The sequence below is a fragment of the Parabacteroides leei genome, assembly GCF_023369805.1.
GTDB lineage: Bacteria > Bacteroidota > Bacteroidia > Bacteroidales > Tannerellaceae > Parabacteroides > Parabacteroides leei.
The window spans coordinates 99986-120328 of the sequence record NZ_JAMBQG010000009.1; the positions used below are offsets into that span (position 1 = coordinate 99986).

The 20343-nt window shown below is 46.7% G+C and carries 11 protein-coding genes; 7 read left to right on the forward strand and 4 right to left on the reverse strand.

Annotation, left to right across the window (positions count from 1 at the left end):
• The first annotated feature begins 382 nt into the window (after positions 1-382).
• The 3 genes from M1P97_RS14320 (at position 383) to M1P97_RS14330 (ending at position 6765) form a co-directional block, all read left to right on the forward strand.
• On the forward strand, positions 383-3910 hold the full coding sequence (locus M1P97_RS14320) for a DUF6383 domain-containing protein (RefSeq protein ID WP_249389437.1): 3528 nt from the start codon (positions 383-385) through the stop codon (positions 3908-3910).
• Positions 3911-4221: 311 nt separating this feature from the next.
• Complete coding sequence (locus tag M1P97_RS14325; protein ID WP_249389438.1) at positions 4222-4530, forward strand: hypothetical protein; 309 nt, start codon at positions 4222-4224, stop codon at positions 4528-4530.
• A 120-nt stretch (positions 4531-4650) separates the two neighbouring features.
• The gene (locus M1P97_RS14330) at positions 4651-6765 is read left to right on the forward strand and encodes a VapE domain-containing protein (protein ID WP_249389439.1); all 2115 of its coding nucleotides are present in this window, start codon (positions 4651-4653) and stop codon (positions 6763-6765) included.
• A 279-nt stretch (positions 6766-7044) separates the two neighbouring features.
• On the opposite strand, the gene M1P97_RS14335 is transcribed toward M1P97_RS14330, so the two are convergent.
• On the reverse strand, positions 7045-7179 hold the full coding sequence (locus M1P97_RS14335; RefSeq protein ID WP_249389493.1) for a DUF4248 domain-containing protein: 135 nt from the start codon (positions 7177-7179) through the stop codon (positions 7045-7047).
• Positions 7180-7314: 135 nt separating this feature from the next.
• Here M1P97_RS14335 and M1P97_RS14340 point away from each other — a divergent pair, with 135 nt between their 5' ends.
• The 4 genes from M1P97_RS14340 to M1P97_RS14355 all read left to right on the forward strand — a co-directional run bounded on the left by M1P97_RS14340 (position 7315) and on the right by M1P97_RS14355 (position 13607).
• Positions 7315-7770 (forward strand): HU family DNA-binding protein, encoded by a 456-nt coding sequence (locus tag M1P97_RS14340; RefSeq protein ID WP_195372447.1) that lies wholly within the window; start codon positions 7315-7317, stop codon positions 7768-7770.
• Positions 7771-7787: 17 nt separating this feature from the next.
• Positions 7788-8258: a glucosaminidase domain-containing protein gene (locus M1P97_RS14345; RefSeq protein WP_249389440.1), complete on the forward strand. Its 471-nt coding sequence runs from the start codon at positions 7788-7790 to the stop codon at positions 8256-8258.
• A 563-nt stretch (positions 8259-8821) separates the two neighbouring features.
• A complete protein-coding gene (locus M1P97_RS14350) occupies positions 8822-9667 on the forward strand; it encodes an Rpn family recombination-promoting nuclease/putative transposase (protein WP_249389441.1) in 846 nt (281 codons plus the stop codon).
• 313 nt (positions 9668-9980) lie between these two features.
• Entirely contained in the window at positions 9981-13607 is a 3627-nt protein-coding gene (locus M1P97_RS14355) for a glycosyl hydrolase 2 galactose-binding domain-containing protein (RefSeq protein WP_249389442.1), read from the forward strand.
• Between the two features lie 186 nt (positions 13608-13793).
• Here M1P97_RS14355 and M1P97_RS14360 read toward each other — a convergent pair whose 3' ends face one another.
• From M1P97_RS14360 to M1P97_RS14370, 3 genes are read right to left on the reverse strand one after another with little or no spacing between them, the layout of a single operon-like run.
• Positions 13794-15350: a M81 family metallopeptidase gene (locus M1P97_RS14360; protein ID WP_249389443.1), complete on the reverse strand. Its 1557-nt coding sequence runs from the start codon at positions 15348-15350 to the stop codon at positions 13794-13796.
• Between the two features lie 34 nt (positions 15351-15384).
• Entirely contained in the window at positions 15385-16896 is a 1512-nt protein-coding gene (locus M1P97_RS14365; protein WP_249389444.1) for a RagB/SusD family nutrient uptake outer membrane protein, read from the reverse strand.
• 12 nt (positions 16897-16908) lie between these two features.
• A complete protein-coding gene (locus M1P97_RS14370) occupies positions 16909-20247 on the reverse strand; it encodes a TonB-dependent receptor (RefSeq protein WP_249389445.1) in 3339 nt (1112 codons plus the stop codon).
• Positions 20248-20343 lie beyond the last annotated feature (96 nt).

Here is a 20343-nt window from a genome sequence, read left to right on the forward strand (position 1 = left end):
GATTTGTGAATATCTAATTGTTTTATATATAGGCTGTTAATGTGTTAAAATGGTATGACTGATTTTAAGGATCGTTTTTTCTAGTCACAAAGGTACGACTAGTTTTTTATCCTGCAATTGTTTTAATATTTATTTTAGCTAATCTATGCACTTTCTTATCAAGCGAATATAAAAGTTAGTATGAAATAATCACTTTTCAATATGAATTCATATTTCTCTCAAAAAATGACTAGAAAAAACGATGGATTAATCTAGTCATTCCTACTAAACACCTTTTAACAGATACATAGTCAGGGGAAGAAAGGGGAAAGGTGTAAGGCTGGAATTGTAAGGTTTGTATCGCAATTTAGTAACACTATTATTAATATTAAATTAAAGATTTATGAACAAAAAGTTATCTCTGATGATGGCTGCTTTTCTGGCAGCCGGCTATTCTGTGACAGCGGAAGCGGGGATCATTAAAGTGACGGGTGCCGTCGCTGCCGGTTACAAGTATATTGTAACTACTGATGGTACGAAGACTTTGTCTGCTGCTGAAGGAACATTATCAACTGTTACTACAACTACTGCCACTGGTGAATTTGGCAATGCAATGCTGTGGCAAGTTGTTGATGAAGAATCTGGCGCATTTAAATTGGCAAATGTTGGTTGGGCTGAAGATAACCAGCTTACACAAGCTGATGCTACTGTAGGCTTGGGAGCTGAAGGGGTGCAGTTTGTGACGTTAGGCACTACTTCTGATTTATTGAAAACTGCTGATGGATCTCTCCCTGATTTAAAGCTGGCGGATGGTCCTGCATTTGTAAGTACTGGTAGCGCTGATGCTTACCTTTACATCGCAACGACTCCTGCTTATAGCAAAACAGCTGATGGACAGTATGTTTATGTAATGATCGATGGTAAATATGCAGTTAATACAACCGGGACAACTGTTATTTATCTGGACGGAACAACTATCGCTATGTTGGGCTTGCAGGAAAAAGCACAGTTTACGGTGAATGCTGAGGGTCAGATTATGAAAGGCTCTAATGGTATCACTCAGATTGCTGATGATGCTATCACTATTGCTAGTGCCTCCATTCCTTCTATCGATAAAGATGCAAACAATGCTGCGAATACAGAGATTTATTTAACAGCTGCTGATGGTACAGCAGCTAAAGTTACCGATGCTTCGACGTTCGCTTTGACTGCAACTGCTCCTTCTATCGCTCCCCAGGTTCCTGCCGGCGCACTGGCATGGACAAACGGAACAACCGGTGTGTTGTATGTTACTCCGGCTGGAGATGCTGAAGTTGTAAAGGCTATTAAAAATGACGGAACAGTTGAAAATGCAGGTGTAAGTAACGCTTTCCTGACAATCAAACTGAATAGCGATGGTTCTTATTCTTTGTTTGATGGAAATAAACAGGTTTCATTGGCTAGTGAAGTTTCTTTCTCTATTGTAAAGGTAGGAAATGGCTTTATAGCAAAGGCTGCTGATGGTAAAGTGTTGTCTATTACCGGAACTACCCTGTCATGGGAAGCTACAAATGGATCTCTGACTGCTGCAAAATCCGTAGCCGTACTTAGTTTCTCTAAAGGTACTCTGCAAGATATCTCTGCTGCAAACTTAGCAAAGATCGAAAACGGTGGTATCACATTGACTGCTTCTTACGATAACGGTAAAACAGATATCAAAGGAAATCCGTTTACCGGCTTCCTGACTGTTGTTGATCTGGGTGGTAATAATTTCAACCTGAAATCAGGCAGCAAATTTATCATCGGTAGAAAAGACATGATTGAAGGCGCTTCGACTGTAGCCTGGGGCTTCACTACTGTCGATAAGTTGGCTGATATGAAAGCTGGCGACTTGGCAGTATTCACAGCACAGACGTATGCAGGCGAAGTAAATCCTTCTGAAGTTGTTTTGAGTCTGGCTGGTGCAGGAACGGTAGGTTACTACAAAGTGCCGGATGCAGTATATATGGGTGCAGGTTCTACTCCTAAACCTGTTACATTCTCTCTGGGTACAGGTACATTGGCTAAATGGCAGGATGTTCTTCAGAAAGGTAAATTCTTCACTGTAGAAAAGATCAGCAACTATTCAGCTGATAATGCAAAAGCAGAAGGTTACCTGGTTGCTACAGGAACAACTACTACTGACCACGCATACAACAAAACAGTTCGCAACGTATTGGAAGGCGAATGGGCAATGACGTTGGATGCTACTAAAGCAAAGTATGTACTTACCAACCGTGAAACTCCGGAAGTTACATTCGACTTTGTTAATGTAAATGCACTTTACACAACAACTTCTCCGTACACTTACGTAAGCGGTGCAGACAAATACGTTATCACTCCGGTTGCAGCTCACGCAGCAACAGACGGTTACAAAACATTGGATCAGCTGGAAATGTCTCGTTTCAACATCGGTTCTTATGCAGGTGTTTACGACAATACGGCTTGGTTTACTGAAAACCACGGTGAAGACAAAGATGCCGGCTACCACGTAATCGGTTTGAACATCGACCAGGAAGAAGGTTTGATCTACGAAGCAATCGCTCACGATCAGAAACGCGATAAGGATCATGCTGTTACCGACTCTATCTATGTAGTCAGCACAATCGGTTATTATGACGCTGCTATCAGCAACTACGCAGAAGTGCTCGATACGTTGAAAGTGGTTTCTTACACATTCAAGAACCAGTATAACGAACCGTTGTATGTGGCTTCTACTGCTGAAGGCTTCTCTAAGATCACTTATGTATCTTCTGCCAATGCAAATGCTGCAACTAAAGCAACGAAGTTCACATTGCGTCTGGATACAGACAATACATTGAATCTGCGTCCGGTAGACCTGGATGAAACAGCTGGTTACAACACATTTGATATTGCAAAAGACTTTAGCAAAGCTTATGCAGGTTCTTCATTGAATAAAGGTTTGGTTTCTTCTACCGAACTGTATGAAAGAGAAGAAAATGACCGCTTTGTAGTAGCTCCGCTGGCTTATGAAATGTATCGCCGTCTGGAAAAAGCAGTTGCAGGTGTTAAGTTGGATACAATCTCTATCTTCCGCGAAGGCAACAACAAGGAAGTATTGTTCGAAAACGGTATGTTCCTGGGTATGAACAACCAGGTTCAGTTCCCGGCTATCGCTCCGGCTATGGTTGCCGACAGTGCTTATGCTCCTGCTGAAACATATCGTCCTCAGTATATGCTGATGGTTGAACCTAACTACGTACCGGCCGGTATGTGGTGTGAAGAACATCAGTCTTCTACTTGCGAACATGCTGTAGCAACTCCGGCTTATACCGAAGGTCGTTACCTGGTGAACCTGAAGGATACAGCCCGTGCATGGGTAGATGCCAACAAACATGGTGGTATTAATCCGTATACAAACTCTGAAGGGTATGTGAAGCTGGCGTTCGTTCCTGCTAAACACATCGGTGGTAAGCTGATTATCAAGAGCGACAAAAAGGAGCTGACAGTAAACACAGCTGCCTTCAACGAAGCAAAGTTCGCCTTCCGTTATGTAGATGCAGAAGCAAAATCATTCGTGATCGAAACAGCCGATTTCAACCTGACAGACGGTAAGATCAAAGCAACTCCGGGTTATTTGAAATGGATGAACGGCGTGATCGTAGTTGTTAATGATATCAAGAATGCTGACGTTTACAATATGACAGAAGATTACGCAGGTAATCCGACAGCCAACGAAGGCGTTAACGCTTCTTCTGTGGAAGTGGTTGCAACTAACGGTGCTGTAATCATCAACGGTGCTGCCGGTAAGAAAGTTACTATCAGCAACGTACTTGGCCAGACACTTGCCAACACAGTGATCTCTTCCGACAACGCTACAATCGCTGCACCTGCAGGTGTAGTAGTAGTAGCCGTAGAAGGTGAAGCTGCTGTTAAAGCAATCGTAAAATAATACTAGAATTATTTATAATCAATAAATTTAAATTGGCTGCGCGGTTCCGTCATGAACCAAGTACCCCGCGATGGGCGAACGAGTGGTCAGTATTAATACTAAAGTAATGAAATAAAGTTCTTCTGTTTGATCTCTGTGAAGAGCAACAACAGACAAAAACAAGCCCTGGGGGATTCGTCTTCCGGGGCTTCGTCTGTCATTCAAACTCAAAAACAAGCAAAAATGAAAAAAAACTGGATGCTGTCCTTCTGACGGAGACGGCACAAGCATTGAAGCTCCATTGCGAGCTGCTCGAAGAGGAACTTCGGGAAGTGAAAAAACAATGTAACAAACTCTCGCGGCTGCTCGAACATGCCGTCTGGGAAGAAGACATGATAGAAGAAGAAATCATCCTGTTCGACGGGACAATGGCTGATTTTGTCGAACTGATCGGCCCCCTGCTGTTGAGCAAACGGTGGAAGGTGAACGGCAGGCACGACATGAAACCCTTCCTGCGGGCACTCGACTCGGTATTTCATGTGCAACACCATCCCGATAAGGAACGCCTGGCTTTGGGTACGCTGGTGAATGTCGTACAAGACTATCTCGACACCCATTCCGACTATCGGGAACAACCCTGAGGAGAGAAGCAATTCCTGTATTTTGTGTTTTATATAATAAAATAGAAAAACACGAGACATCTCCTGGCTATTGTCTACCTTGTTGGATATAAGAGAAATACACCTATAAACAGATTTGAAATGATACAAGTAACCATGTTTGCCCGCTTCAAGAAATGTATGGGCGATGTTAACCTGATCGATGTCCTTTATGATATCCGCAATGGGAAGTATGCCCCCTCCGTCAATCGTATCCGTGTCTATATGGACAAAGAAAATCCGGCAGCTGCCGACAAACTGAAAAAAGGATTACCGGCCAATACCATTTCCGCTACCTATCGCGAAAAACGGCTGGCGGAATATATGACGGGTTATAATCCGCTTATCATCCTCGACTTCGACGAACTGAAGAAAGACGAACTGCCGCCCCTGTTGGCTCTGGCACGCGAGGCGGTATATACGGTGGCCTGCTGGATCAGTCCGCGCGGGCAGGGAATCAAGATCATTGCCTATCCCGCTGTCGGGCTCGAGCCGGTTCCGGCGAATCACCCGGCTATTTATAAACGGGTAAAAGAGTGGTATGAACATCGCTTGGGTATCGAAGCCGATACCTCGGGCAGCGATATCGGACGGCTCTGTCTCGTTTCGTACGATCCGCAACTCTATCTCTCACCCAACTTCGAACCCTGGCTGAAGGGGGAGGGCGACCTTCCCGGCGGACTGCCGCAGATGGAAGCTGTCGTGTCCGCAGAAGTAGTACGCCTGATGGCCTCCGCCCGTAAAAAGACCACCCGTAAATACACTTATACCGAGGGTAACCGCAACAACTACGTCCATCTTTTTGCCAGCCATTGCAACCGCCTGGGCGTCACCCGTGAGGCGGTGGAGGCTTATGCAGCCGGGTCGTTTGCCGACCTGCCCGCCGAAGAGTGCCGGCAGGCCATCGACAGTGCTTATACCCATACCGAACAATATGGAACGGAAAAATCGGCCGGACGTGCGCAACGCGGGGATGGTTTTGTCTGCCGGATACAGGAATTCCTGTCCGAACGTTTCAGCCTCCGACGCAATATCGTAAAGCGTATGGTAGAATACCGTGACCGGGAGAAACACGAAGCTTATTGTCCTGTTACCGACTATTGGGAAAACTCTGTCTGGTGCGCCCTGCAGAAGTCCGGTGTGTTTTGCCGTCTGTCTGACTTGCGTTCGGTGATCTATTCCGATTTCAGTCCCGAATATAATCCGTTCCGGTCTTACTTCGATAGCCTGCCGCCCTGGGACGGGAAGACGGACCCTATCGGCTGTCTGGCTGCCACGATCGACACCACCCGCCCTGAATATTGGGCGAAGTGTCTGAAGAAATGGCTGGTAGCCGTGGTGGCTTGCGCTATTAATGAACGGAAGGCAAATCATACGGTCTTGTTGTTGAGTGGTGCGCAGGGGCTGGGGAAGACTACCTGGCTGCGTAACCTGGTGCCTCCCGTGCTTAAAAACTATGTGTACTCCGGTAACCTTGATCCGACAGCTAAAGACTCGTCCCTGTTGATGAGCGACTGCTTCCTGGTGATCCTCGATGAGTTGTCGGGACAGAGCCGGGTGGAGTTGAACCAACTGAAGGCCCTGATAACCAAAGATACGATTCTCGAACGCCGCCCGTATGCCCGTAACGCGGAATCGTTCGTGCGTCGTGCCTCCTTTGCCGCTACGGTAAACGACAGCCAGATCCTGACCGACCGTACCGGATCACGCCGTTTCCTCTGTTTCGAAACGCTCCGTATCGATTATACTTCCGAAATAGATCATGCCGCCATTTATGCCCAAGCGTTGGCACTTTATAAGCAAGGTTTCCGTTATTGGTTTGCCGACAACGATATTACGGAGATAAACGACAACAACGAGCCTTTCCAGCAGTCGTGTCCCGAAGCGGAATTGTTTTTCACTTACTACCGCAAACCGACGCGTTTCGAGATGCCCGTTTTACTCTCGGTAAGCGAAATATTGGCCGGAATAGCAGAACGAACCCGCTTTTCGGTGACAACAATGAGCGTAAATCTACTCGGAAAAGTGTTAAAAAATGCCTCATTCGAGTTCCAAAAGAGACATGGAAAGCGACTTTATGCCGTCATAGTATTGACAAACGATCAGGTAGAAGCTCGTCGGAAAGGGCTGGGGTATGATCCGGTAGACGAACCGGGAACGTCTGATAATGAATGTGATGGAGAAAAAGGGGTGTCTGATCCTGAACTTCCGTTTTAGTAATCGGGGGCGGATGGGGGCGACAAAAGTGTGTTTTTGAAAACTTCTGTATAGTGTTCTTTCTACGACCTCTTCGTAAAAAGAACAGGGAACATCTTATTATAAAGTTTTCGGAAAAGCCTTTTTGTCGCCCCCATCCGCCCCCGAATGTTATGTATGCAGGTCGGCTGTCGCATCCATGCAAGCTGGCTGCCGCAGTCGCACAAACCGGCTGCGGCATTCACCTGAAATGGCTGCCGGAGCCACAGAAACCGATTGCTGCTGTCGTTTTCGCCTTTTTCAGGGTTCTCCCAGGTGCTCGATAATACATTCCACCTGCTTAGGCGTGAAGCTCCGTGCGCCGGTATGATATCCCAGTTCAAGCAGTTTGGCTTTCAGTACGCCATGATAATTTATCCACCGCCAGAGTTGCATAATTGCTCCCCGCCTGCTAAGATGAGGATTATAAACTGCCGCTTCGTCACGTCCCGTCACCTATGACATCAATGCCCCCCGGTGGCTGTCGTATCTTTGATATGTAATTAATAATCAATTAAAAATAGTAAGGTTATGGCAGTACAGTATCATTTGGTTCTCAGGAAGAATCTCAGTAAAAATGTAGAGGAAGGGAAGGAGAAACTCTACTATGCACAGACCCGGGCAACGGGGACATGTACCTTCGAAGAATTATGCACACTGGTAGCACAAAGCTCCACGGCTTCGAGCGGTGATGTGAAGGTGGTGATCGATCGTATGATTGAGTTTCTCCTTTTGTTTCTGGCACGCGGCGAGGTGGTTCAATGCGGTGAGTTCGGAACCTTCCAGTTGGTGCAGACCAGTTCGGGGAGTCCGACGACCGATGATTTCTCTTCGGCATTGTTGTATCGGGCGCGCCTTCGTTTTCGTCCCGGCGAGAAGTTGCGTAACCTGATTATGACGGCTAAGGGCGAACGCTTCAAGCTGGAAGAAAGTAAGCCGGCCGAAGGTGGCGGAAGTGGCGAAGACGACCGTCCTGTAATCGAATAATGCCTCAGGCTGTGTGTATGGATAAATATTCATTTACCCGCAAGTACCTCCCCGCCGCACGAGTGGCGGGTGAGTTGTACGGATTGAATCCGGTGGTTATCCTGGCTCAGTCTGCCATCGAAACCGGCTGGGGCGAGAGTGTCCTGGCTACCCGCTACAACAACTTTTTCGGGCTGACGGGCTATGGCGTGGCGAATGCCTACTGGCATGGCGGCAAGACGGTTCCGGATAAGCCGGATGGCCTGCTGTTCCGACGTTACGACAGGCCTGAAAATAGTTTCCTCGATTTTGCCCGCCTGATAACGAGAGTCTATAAACAGGCGGCTGCCGTGAGCCATTATCCGGCTGCTTATGCCCGCGAGATTGCTTACAGCCGGTATATCAGTGAAGTAAACGGGGACAACCGGGCGGCATATTGCAAGATGCTGGAAAATATTTCCCGCTCGTTGGTTCCCATAGTGTATAATCTAAATAATGAAAACGTATGAGTGAAAAAGAAAACAACAACAAGGTAAGGACGATCCTCCAGTTTATCATGGAGTTATTGGGATTCCTGTTAGGAAGAAAAAAACAGGGGTGAGATAAGGAGGTTTAGATTTTGTCAGTTTTGAATGTTTCATTATTTGACAGTTTTGAGCAATCATTGAAGCTATCCCCTTATCAAAGAGACTCCGCCATTACAGGTTCATTTGCCGTCTGCTTTAGCTGACGGATTACAAGTTGTTTCTCCTTCTTTGGCTTTAGCCACATTTCTCTGTAAATAAAGAGACTGTTTAAAATGGGACTAAAGTCCAGAGAAATAGATCATTTACTGATCCGTCAGTTAAAACTGACGGCAAATAAACCTGTAACTGGGTTTGTCTTATTTATGACTGATAGCTGATGGACAGACAGGGGCATTTCCCTATATTATTGACTCAGTTATTTCTACATTTGACTCATATCTTTCTGGTTTTGAAACAAATAATCTCCTTTCTTTTTTGTCCGAAAGAAATATTCTATATCTTTGCCGTACCGCCTGTTATTGGGTGGCAACCAAAATATATAAGCTATGGGGAAATTTATCAATCCCTTCACCGACTTCGGTTTTCACCGGATTTTCGGGCAGGAGGTACACAAAGAGTTATTAATTGATTTCTTAAATCAGCTGCTGGAAGGCGAACGTTATATCAGCGATATCATCTTTCAAAACCCAATCCTCCAACCGGAAACGATTGAAGACTGGGGAGTGATATTCGATATCCATTGCAAGGATGACAAAGGCGGTTGGTTTGTAGTGGAAATGCAGAACGGAGCCCAGCCCTACTTTTACGACCGGGGTATTTATTACTTATCACGGGCAATCAGTAATCAGGGGGAGAAGGGTAAAGACTGGAAGTTTAACCTCTGCCCGGTATACGGTATCTTCCTGTTAAACTATAAGATGGGAATGAACTCCAAATTCCGCACAGATGTTATATTGGCAGACCGTGACACCGGACGGATGTTTAGCGACAAGATCCGGCAGGTATATCTGGAGTTACCCTGGTTCACGAAAGAAGCTGATGATTGTGAGACAGATTTTGAACGTTGGTTATATTTATTAAAACATATGGATACATTAGACAGAATGCCCTTCAAGGCGCAAAAAGCTGTATTCGACAAACTGCTCGAAGTGGCGGATGTGGCTAATCTGAGCAAGGACGAGCGTGTCTTGTATGACGAAGCCCTGAAACGTTACCGCGACTATAAGAATACGATCGACTATGCCGAAGAGAGAGGGATAGAAAAAGGACGCAAGGAAGGACGCAAGGAAGGCGTCTATTCCGTAGCAAAAGTCATGAAAGAGAAAGGTCTTCCTCTCCTGACAATTGCAGAGGTAACCGGCCTCAGCGAGGCAGAGATAGAAACATTATAATATTTATTCACTAAACAAGGCAGCCTCGAATGAAGCTGCCTTGTTTATGTTAGAAATCTGTTTAATTATTATCATGTTTTGAATCTATTAGTGTCGTTGTCTATGTCCCGGGGGGTATTCACAGTTAGCCCTTCCAGGGCATCAACGTCGCTAAATAGATTCACCTTTTTCTATAATTACCACATTACCTCCTTATCACTTAACTTATTGGCATTAGCGTGAAAATTTGGAGTTTTTGCGTATATTTGCCTGGCCTTCTTTTCAAAAAGGATTGAATCATGCAAAAAATACAAATCAAGTAGACTCTCATAGTATGAAAATGTGTAAACAGCAAAAAGCATCACGTATCCTAACCCTTTGCGGAACAGCAGCGACAACGTTGTTGCTCTGGGGATGCAGCGGAGCAGGTGCGACAGATGAATCGTTCGAACGATCGGACTATTATTCACGTGGTATCGGTCAGTATCCCGGTAATCCGAAGGAAGATTTTTCTCCGGAGCTGGTTCCGGACCGGGGGACATACCGAAATATCGCCCTCCGGCGTTCGGCATTCAACTCATCCAGTCACGATTATAACCTGACAGCCCAGTTGGCGACCGACGGTATCGTGACCGATGCGCAACCGCAGTATCTCATCCTCTCCACTCCAGCAGGCGAAGCTCCCCGGCGTGAACGCGAATGGATGATCGACGAAGGTCCGTACTCACGGAATACCTTCGAAGGGGCCGATACCTGGTTTCAGTTTGCGTTGAAAAATTACAGTAAATCGGTTGATAAATTGTCATTGGTAGGAAACCTCGTTTACGACGACAAACTGGCAAAAGACGGTTTCGAGATCGTCTGCGAAGGTTCCGACGACGGACAGAACTGGACGGAAGTGGGACGATTGAGCGGTAAAGGACTGCCGGGTGAGGCGGTACGTTTCCGTGTGCCGGTCACCGACCCGAACAAACAGACCGAACAGATCTCCATGCCGGTCCGCAAACTGAATGAAACGATTTCGTTCGATAAGGAAGCCACCTATTCCAACTACCGTGTTTCGTTGAAGATGCCGGGAGCCCACAGCTGGGTGTTTATGGCTGCCGATTTTTATAATAAAGGCGGTCTGGTGGAAATGAAACCTTCCCAGTTTTTCAACAGTTCCTGGATGAGTGCTACGACAGGAGAAGAATGGTTGTATGTGGATCTGGGTAGCCGCTCTGAGTTTGATAAGGTTATCTTGCATTGGATCAATAAAGCCGTTAAAGGTAAAGTACAGGTTTCCGATGATGCCGTTCAGTGGACGGATGCAGCCGAACTGCCCGGCGGTGAGAGCCTGAAAGATGAAATAGCGTTGGGGGGCAGCAAGAAAGCACGTTACGTGCGTGTCCTGATGCAACAGCCGGCTAACGACAGCCGTTATATCCTAAGCGAACTGGAAGTGATGGGTAAAGGCGGATTGGTTCCCCAGCCTGTTGCCGCTCCGGCCATATCGCAAGGCAATATCAACCTGTCGGGAGGTAACTGGAAGCTTCAACGGGCTTCCGAAGTGAATGCTGCAGGTGAAAAGATATCTACTCCGGATTTTCAGCCGGAAAACTGGATCGTTGCAACTGTTCCGGGTACTGTTCTGAGCAGTTACAAGAATATCGGGGCTGTCGCCGATCCGAACTATGCCGACAACCAGTTGCAGATATCCGAGTCGTTCTTCAACTCCGACTTCTGGTACCGGGACGAATTCGAGATGCCGGCCGACTTTAAACAGGAGCGTCTGTTCCTCAATTTCGACGGTATCAACTGGAAAGCGAATGTCTATGTGAATGGCCGGAAGATAGGCCGTGTCGAAGGAGCCTTTATGCGTGGCAAGTTCGATGTGACGGATGTGGTCGTTCCGGGTAAGAACGTAGTTGCCGTAGAGATTATCAAGAACGAACATATCGGTGCGATCAAGGAAAAGAATGCACAGAGCACGGACTTCAACGGGGGTATCCTGGGTGCTGACAATCCGACCTTCCATGCAACGATCGGTTGGGACTGGATCCCGACGATGCGCGGACGTAATATCGGTATCTGGAACGATGTGTTCCTGACGACCACCGGAAAAGTGACGGTAGCCGACCCGCTTGTACAGTCTGTTTTACCGTTGCCTGATACGACCTCTGCAACTCTGACGGCGGAAGTGATCGTGAAGAACCACGACGCCCATGCCGTAAAAGGAATGCTGGAAGGCAAGGTAGGCGATATCACGTTCCAGCAACCGGTTGAACTGGCTGCCGGAGAAGAGAAAGCTGTCGTTTTCGACGCAAAGGATTTCCCGCAGCTGAATATGCAGAACCCGCGTTTGTGGTGGCCGAAAGGGTATGGCGAACCGAACCTGTATGATGCCAACTTTACCTTTAAGATAGACGATAAGGTGTCGGATGCCAAAGACTTCAAAGTCGGTATCCGTCAGATGACTTTCAATGAAGACAATCATATCCTGAGTCTGTTCGTGAACGGTCGCCGTTTCATCGGACGTGGCGGTAACTGGGGTTTCAGCGAGTCTAACCTGAACTATCGTGCCCGTGAATATGATATCGCCGTGGCTTACCATGCCGATATGAATTTCACGATCCTGCGTAACTGGGTAGGTATGATCGGCGACGAGGAATTGTATGAAGCTTGCGACCGTCACGGTATCATGATCTGGCAGGACTTCTGGTTGGCGAATCCGTCTGACGGACCGGATCCCTATTATCCGGAAATGTTTATCGCCAATGCGGAAGATTATGTGAGACGTATCCGCAACCACGCATCCATCGGTATCTATTGCGGACGCAACGAAGGTTTTCCGCCTGAACAGATCGACAAGGCACTGCGTCGGATTGTCAAGGACGAGCATTCCGGTATACATTATATATCGAGCTCGGCCGACGATGTGGTTAGCGGACATGGCCCGTACCGTATGCTTCCTGCAAAAGAATACTTCACATTGAAGACCGGTAACGACAAGTTCCATAGCGAACGCGGTATGCCGAACGTATTGACCTATGAAAGCATGCTCCGTACCTTCTCTCCGGAAGGTCTTTGGCCGCAGGACAACCAGTGGGGTATGCACGACTATACCCGCGAGGGAGCACAGGGAGCCACTTCTTTCAACGAGATCATCGCGAAGGGATACGGCGAACCCCGGAGTGCCAAAGAATTCTCCGAACTGGCCCAGTGGGTGAACTATGACGGTCACCGTAGTTTGTTCGAGTCAAGAAGCCTGAACCGTAAAGGGTTATTGATGTGGATGAGCCATTCCTGCTGGCCTTCTATGGTATGGCAGACATACGATTATTATTTCGAACCGACAGCTGCCTACTTCGCTATCAAGAAGGCTTCCGAGCCGCTGCATATCCAGTGGAACCCGGCAACCGACGAGGTGGAAGTGGTCAATTACAGTGCCGGTGCACACAAAGGCCTGACAGCAAAAGTACAGGTATTGAATATGGATGCTTCCGTAGCCTGGGAAAAAGAGGTGACGATCGACAGCAACGAAGATACGACCAACAAATGTATCAAACTGGAATTTCCGGCCGGCTTGTCGAAGGTTCATTTCATCAAAATGACTTTGTCTGAAGATGGTCGTGTTGTTTCTGATAACTTCTATCACAGAAGTCTGGAAGAAAACAACTATCAGGAGTTACGTAACCTGCCGAAGGTTGACTTGAAATCAGATGTTGTTATCAATAAGGAAGCAGACGGAAACTGGACGGCGACAGCTGTTATCGAGAATACGACGTCTACTCCGGCCCTGATGATCCGTATCAATGTGATCGGCGGTACAGATGGTTTACAGTTCTTGCCTATCTTCTATTCCGACAACTACTTCGCTCTTCTCCCCGGAGAAAAGAAAGAAGTACGTTTCCATTGGAAAGACGAAGATACTCGGGGAAATACACCGAGGGTCGTTGTTTCGGGATATAATGTAAAGTAAAACAAGTCCGAAAGTTATTATAAAAAGGGACTGACTAACAATTCGAGTTAGTCAGTCCCTTTTTGTGTTTGGTTCACTTTATTCTACATGTGAATCTATTCGTGTCGAAGGGGTCGATACGCCCGTATCGACATCATCGACTAACGCTTGTCGACATACCCGAAAAAAATTCTATATTGGTACTCTTTATCTGCCATAGAAATGCTTAGCAGAAGGAACCATGATAACGCTCAACTCTGGATCTGCCATGTCAGGATCGATTGGAAACATCGGTCTCACGATATTCTTATATGGAAGCTTCTTGAAGTCCTGATCCACTCCGCCGCGTGTAAAGGCCATCACCCAATCTGCTTGTATATTGTACCATTGGTTTACAAGGTAACCTTGTTTAACCATTACAATATCCATTTCCTTCGGATCGATTCCTGAACCTTCCAGGTTTGGAGTGGGAGACGATGTACCTACTACCACATAAACGCTTCCGGTTTTTACGATAGCGATATCCCTTTTACGTCTCCAGGATTCCGCACTCTTGTCTTCTTCCGGGCTGACATAAACCACGGTACCCGACAATTTCACGGGACCTTCGTAGGAATTATCTACTATGGCACCTACCATGCCTTCTACGTGTCCGCCTACGCCGACCTTACGTGCCTGCTCGACCACCTCTTCTCCCGGGATGGAACAATAAAGAACGTTCTTTCCTTTATCGGTTTGGAATTCCGGACGCTTCAAGAGTCTTGCCAACGTCCAGGTGACCTCGCCTGAGCCTCCTCCGCCGGGATTATCTCCCATGTCACTGATAAAGAAAGGTTTCTTTTTACTCGCTACTGCCAAATCGATACATTCTTCGAGCGAATATCCCGGGGCCTCCAGTGAGAATTGCTTACGGATATCCCAGAATTTTTGGGCGAGTTTCTTCGCTCCGGCTTTTACCTGTTCTTCGTTGTCACCGTAAACCATCACGACTCCCTGGTTCCGCGGGTTGTCTCCCCAAACATAACCGATCCATATACCCGCATCTATCACTCCGGGCATGGCTTCAACCTCGGGAACCAATGCGTACAGCGATTTCGCAGGCTCGACGCGGGTACTCGACCATTCGCCGGATACCAGGACAGGAACGGCAACCCATGCCTTGTATGCCGGACGTCCTTTTCCTGATTCAAGACGTTCGAGAAGGTTGACCACGCCACGACGGTGAGATTCGCGGGAATCATCGTGGGGAGCCTTGCGGTATGTAGTGATGAGGTCGCTGTTGAGGGCTACCAGCCAGGAGGCGTTGCCGTGAAGATCCATCGTTGTCGTGACAAGGACATCGTTTCCGATAAGGCTGCGTACTTTTTCCATAAACTCACCTTCAGGATCGGCCACGCCTTCCACGCTACAAGCTCCGTGGTTATAAAACCAGAAAGCATCGTATGGCATATTGGCCTTGATCATCTCCAATGATTTTTCCACAAACGCATCGTACGACTCTTTTGTCACGGGGCCTCTTCCTCCGCCGTAGCCAATTTGGGTGGGAAGCCAAGTGGCCGCCTGTCCCATAGCGGAATCAGGGCTGAGATAGTCCGGCATTCTTACGGGATGTCCTACGAGCGGCTGCCTATTCGGGACGAACACGCTGTTTTCTATCTGTATACCGGCAATACCGATACGAGGTTTTTTCTTCTGTCCAAAGGCTTCTCCGACGAACGATACGGCCAGGAGACAGATACCGAGCAATAATAGATTTCTTTTCATGCTGTTATGATTTATGTAAGTTGTTGTTTCTTTATTAATTCTTTATTAAACCGCCACTAATGTCAATCTCGGTTTGAGGTATGGGCAATACTTCCGCACCGGCTTTGAAAGGAGTCTTAGCTCCAAATTCTGCTTTCTTGGTTCCGTTAAAGACTTTCTCGCCCCATCCTGCACGTACCACGTCAAAGAACCGGAAACCTTCCAATCCTAACTCCAGATGACGTTCGTTCATGATGTCTTCAAACAATTGCTCTCCTGTATTGTTTTTAGGAGCCAGGTTGACATGACTTCTTACCTCGTTCAGATACTTTTGCGCATTAGCGATATCGCTGCTGAAATAACAAGCCTCGGCATAGTTCAAATATACTTCCGCAAGGCGGATAAGCCTGAGGTTTGTTGGTTGGTTATTCCCCCTGTTCTCCTCTCTTTCCCCGGGCGCAAGATACAATTTGCGATTGTACCAGCCGGTTCGGTCATCTGTAATGGGATCCACCTTGCCTTTAGCCGCAGTCTCGATCTCTATGGCCTCTTTCGTGGAAAGTAGTGTCGTATTCTTTCGTATGATATCCCCCTCCGCATCATAAGCGTCCGCCAAAGCTTGAGTAGGCTGTGCGCAACCGAAGCCGTTGGTCATATTTCGGGGCATGGACATCAATACGTGACGGTTACCGTTATTTACACCGTACCCACTTTGAGTTGGGGAATTATACATATTTATTTCCAGGATAGACGAGATACAATGTTCCCCCTTCAGGGAGAATTGCCAGGCGTATTCTTCCGGGTTCACTAAGCTATATTCGCTACCGCATTCCTTTTGGAAATTCTCGAATGCCTTTTTTACCTCATCGTATTTTTTCGCATACAGGTAAACACGCGTTTGCATGGCAATGGCCGCACCTTTGGTGATTCTTCCCGCATAGGTTGTTTCGTAGTTCGCTATCTCACTTTTCTTGGGTAAAGCACTAACCGCATCGTTCAAGTCTTGCTCGATAACAGCATATACTTCCTCGACAGTCGAACGTCCGAGTCTTTCATGGGCGAGATCCAGGACTTCCGTATAACAAGGAACACCGCCAAATGTTTTCACGAGTTCGAAATAGGTATAGGCGCGGATAAACTTGGCCTCACCAATCATCTGTTCTTTATTGTACGTCGAGAAAATGGCATCGTCGGCCGTTTCCATGTCCTGTAGAAATAAATTCGCTTTATTGATACATTGGTAAGAATACCGGTATTTGTTCAAAATCTCGGTATGATCTGCTTGATACTGATAATTCTCCAGCAACGTGAAGGTTTGCGCATCGTTTGAAGAACCGCTATAAGTCGCGTCGTTCGACAATACATCTCCGAAACATTGCATCGACCACGTGTAACGAAAATCTTTCATGCCGGAATAGACCGCTGTCAAACGTAAGAATGCTTGTCGTTCTTCTGTTAGCTTTCCAGCCTCCGGGCTACCTAATGGCGCCAAATCCAAATCCGCGCAACTGTTGAATCCTGTTAAAATCGCGAGTGCGATTCCTATGATATATTTGTTTTTAAGCATAACATTATAAATTTAGAATGTAACATTAAGACCTCCGGTGAATGAACGGTTCTGAGGATAGATACCGTAATCTATGCCTCTGGATAAAGAACTGGATTGACCCACTTCCGGATCCATACCTGAGTAACCGGATATTGTAAACAGGTTCTGACCGCTTACATAAAAACGTACCTTTTGTAGTTTTATCTTCTGCGTGAGAGAAGCGGGTAGGGTATAACCCAGCTGGGCGTTTCTCAATCGGAAATAAGTGCTGTTTTCCACGTACATGTCTGAGAAACGGTCGTTATCGTTTGAGTCTGTAGACGTCAGGCGAGGGATATTCGTATTTGTATTGGTAGGCGTCCAATAATTCATTAACGCTCTATCCTTGTTTGTTATATCGTTCGGGAAGTAGGTGTAATAACGCATCGCGTTAAATATCTCATTACCGATCGTTCCGCCAAACTGCAAATTGAGGTCGAAGCCTTTCCACGCCATACCCACATTGATACCGTATATGATATCCGGAATAGGATTACCGATCATGCATCTGTCACTCGAGTCTAACTTGCCGTCGCCGTTCGTGTCTACAAACAATACATCACCTAATTCGGCATTAGGCTGGAAATCCGCCCGCTTAACGGCATCCAGCTGCTCCTGTGTTTGGATAAGCCCATTTGTCTTATAGCCCCAGAATGCGCCGATAGGCATACCTTCATTCGTGTAGGTGAGGTACATGGTGCCGTTTCGGAATGGTCCGTCGGAAATAGGCGTACCGCCGTTCAATTTCGTCATTCGGTTACGGATGGTCGACATATTCACTCCCACGTTGTATTCGAAGCCGCTTTCGGTCTTGTCTCTCCATTCGAGATTCAACTCGATACCGCGGTTGTTTGCCTCACCGATATTGGTGTAGGTATTATTTGCATATCCCATATAGATAGGCATAGGGGCCGCGAGCAACATATCCTTCGTTGTCTTGTAATAATACTCGAAGCTGAAAATCATCCGGCTGTTAAAGAAGCTTGCGTCAAGACCGATGTTAAGGGATTCTGTGGTTTCCCATTTAATATCCGAATTACCCAATCTTGCTACGGCAATACCCTGATACAAGGTCTCATTCTCCCTCGCTCCGAATAAAGCGCCGTATGACGTGTTCAATGAAAGTAAACTGCGATCCACATAATCGGTGATATTCTGGTTTCCGATCTGTCCCCAGCCCGCACGAAGTTTCAAGGAAGAAACCCAATCTGCGTTCAGACTCTGGAAGAACTTTTCATTATCCATTCTCCAACCCAAAGCGAATGAGGGGAAGTTACCCCAGCGGTTCTTGGAAGAGAATTTAGAGGAGCCGTCTCGACGGAAAGTGGCTGTGACAAGGTATTTGTTGTCGTAATCGTAGTGTACGCGGCCCAGATAAGACTTCAAGCCGTATTCCGTAGCGCTATTGCTTGCTGTGGTCTTGTTCTTATCCAGCGTAGCGTCTACATAGTGCAGGTTGTCCGACTCACCGATAAGATCTCTCGCATTTACGCCCAAGCTTTCCCGCTTACCCCATTCGTTGGTATAACCCACGATAGCGGATATGGAGTGTTTCTTGGCAAATGTCTTATCATACGAAAGGGTATTCTCGAACGTATAGTAGTATCCTTTGGTCTGCGACTTCGATAAACTGCTTTCTAAGTTTTTCTGGCTTGAAGATACCTCATAGACCGGCGAGAAAGTTTTATTGTCGACTCTTCTGATTTCCGCTCCGAAGCTACTCTTGAACTTCAATCCTTTTATAATCTGCCATTCACCATACATATTGCCGATGAAAGCAAGTCTCTCTCGTTTATTGTCCCGATACATGATGCTCGCCAACGGGTTATAGTAGTCGATATAAGGAGAGTAACCGTACGAACCGTCCGCGTTTTTGGCAGGAGTTACCGGGGCCAGGCGGAGTGCGTTACTTACGACACCATAATCGGCGTCGTACACATCGCTACTGTTGCGCTCGTTAATACTCGCGTCGGTAGATCTTGCGATCGATGCGTTGGTACCCACTACCAAATGATCTTTGATCACCGTTTTTTCCGTACTTTGACGGACACTGAACCGTTCATAGTTGGATTTCTTGATCGTACCATCCTGATTGATATAATTCAAGCCCAGATTAAATTTATAGTCGTTCTCTTTACCACCGCTTATGCCGACACTATAGTTATGCATAAAGGCTGTATGCGTGATCTCGTCCATCCAGTTGGTGGAAACGTTACGATCGACAAGGCTTAAGTCGATGGGAACGCTCCTTACGCCGTTCAACTGCTCCTGATAGTCGTACCATTCCGGACCTGACATCAAATCGATGTTATTCAATATCTTGTTCATTGACCAATATGCGTCGAATGTGACGGTGGTTTTTCCTACGGCTCCTTTTTTCGTAGTGATAAGGATTACGCCGTTCGCGCCACGGGAACCGTAAATAGCGGAAGCGGAAGCATCTTTAAGCACTTCCATAGACTGTATATCTGACGTGTTCAGGTAGTTTATATCTGTCACGGGCATCCCATCCACGACGAACAATGGTTCCGCATCGTTTACCGTACCCACACCTCTGATACGGATCGTGGCGGCAGAACCCGGAGATCCGGAACTGGAAGTAACGGATACACCGGTAGCCAAGCCTTGCAATGCACTAGAAACATTGGCCACAGCTTGACGAGCGATTTTCTCTTCGCTCACGGACGAGATAGCCCCCGTGATATCGCTTTTTTTCATCGTACCGTAACCGACAACGATTACTTCGTCCAATGTCTGCAGGTCTTCTGCCAGGACGATCCTCAGAGACTGCTGCTGTCCGACTGGTACTTCTTTTGTTATATAACCGATATAAGAGATAACCAGGGTAGCGGATTGAGGTACATTGCTGATAACGAAGTCGCCGTTTACGCTTGTGATAGACCCCGTTGTTGTACCTTTCACCATTACATTAGCACCGATAACCGGTTCGCCGTTCTGGTCTACGACCACACCGTTGACGTTTTTTCCCTCCTGATTGATGGCCGGAGCTGCGTCGGATGCAGTTTCTTTTTTTAGAGTCAGGATAATATTCTTATCCAGTACTTCATATTTTATATCCGTATTCCTGAATAAATCCTCCAATACTTCGAATACGTTTTTTTGATTGGCACGGATAGATACCAGCTTATTCGTATTCACTTGCTTTGTATTGTAGAAGAAATTGAAATCCGACTGGGATTCAATCTGTTCCAAAACCGTCTGAATGCTTTGATTTTTTGCTTCAACAGACAATGTTATTGTCTGGCTATACGTATTTGCCGCGTTAACTACTGTGAGTGTGGCGATTAGCAATAATGCAGTTATTTTCATACGTAAAAGTATTTTCGTTTGGATATTACTTCTTTTTCGCATAGATTTATAGTGTTTTAAAGGTAAACAATAATTGATGGCTTGGTGTCAACAAGC

Excerpts from the sequence above, each read along its gene's own strand:
- M1P97_RS14365 (WP_249389444.1), bottom strand. The coding sequence starts at position 16,896 with ATGCTTAAAAACAAATATATCATAGGAATCGCACTCGCGATTTTAACA.
- M1P97_RS14350 (WP_249389441.1), top strand. The coding sequence starts at position 8,822 with ATGGGGAAATTTATCAATCCCTTCACCGACTTCGGTTTTCACCGGATT.
- M1P97_RS14335 (WP_249389493.1), bottom strand. The coding sequence starts at position 7,179 with ATGCAACTCTGGCGGTGGATAAATTATCATGGCGTACTGAAAGCCAAA.
- M1P97_RS14320 (WP_249389437.1), top strand. The coding sequence starts at position 383 with ATGAACAAAAAGTTATCTCTGATGATGGCTGCTTTTCTGGCAGCCGGC.
- M1P97_RS14345 (WP_249389440.1), top strand. The coding sequence starts at position 7,788 with ATGGATAAATATTCATTTACCCGCAAGTACCTCCCCGCCGCACGAGTG.
- M1P97_RS14330 (WP_249389439.1), top strand. The coding sequence starts at position 4,651 with ATGATACAAGTAACCATGTTTGCCCGCTTCAAGAAATGTATGGGCGAT.
- M1P97_RS14360 (WP_249389443.1), bottom strand. The coding sequence starts at position 15,350 with ATGAAAAGAAATCTATTATTGCTCGGTATCTGTCTCCTGGCCGTATCG.
- M1P97_RS14370 (WP_249389445.1), bottom strand. The coding sequence starts at position 20,247 with ATGAAAATAACTGCATTATTGCTAATCGCCACACTCACAGTAGTTAAC.
- M1P97_RS14355 (WP_249389442.1), top strand. The coding sequence starts at position 9,981 with ATGAAAATGTGTAAACAGCAAAAAGCATCACGTATCCTAACCCTTTGC.
- M1P97_RS14340 (WP_195372447.1), top strand. The coding sequence starts at position 7,315 with ATGGCAGTACAGTATCATTTGGTTCTCAGGAAGAATCTCAGTAAAAAT.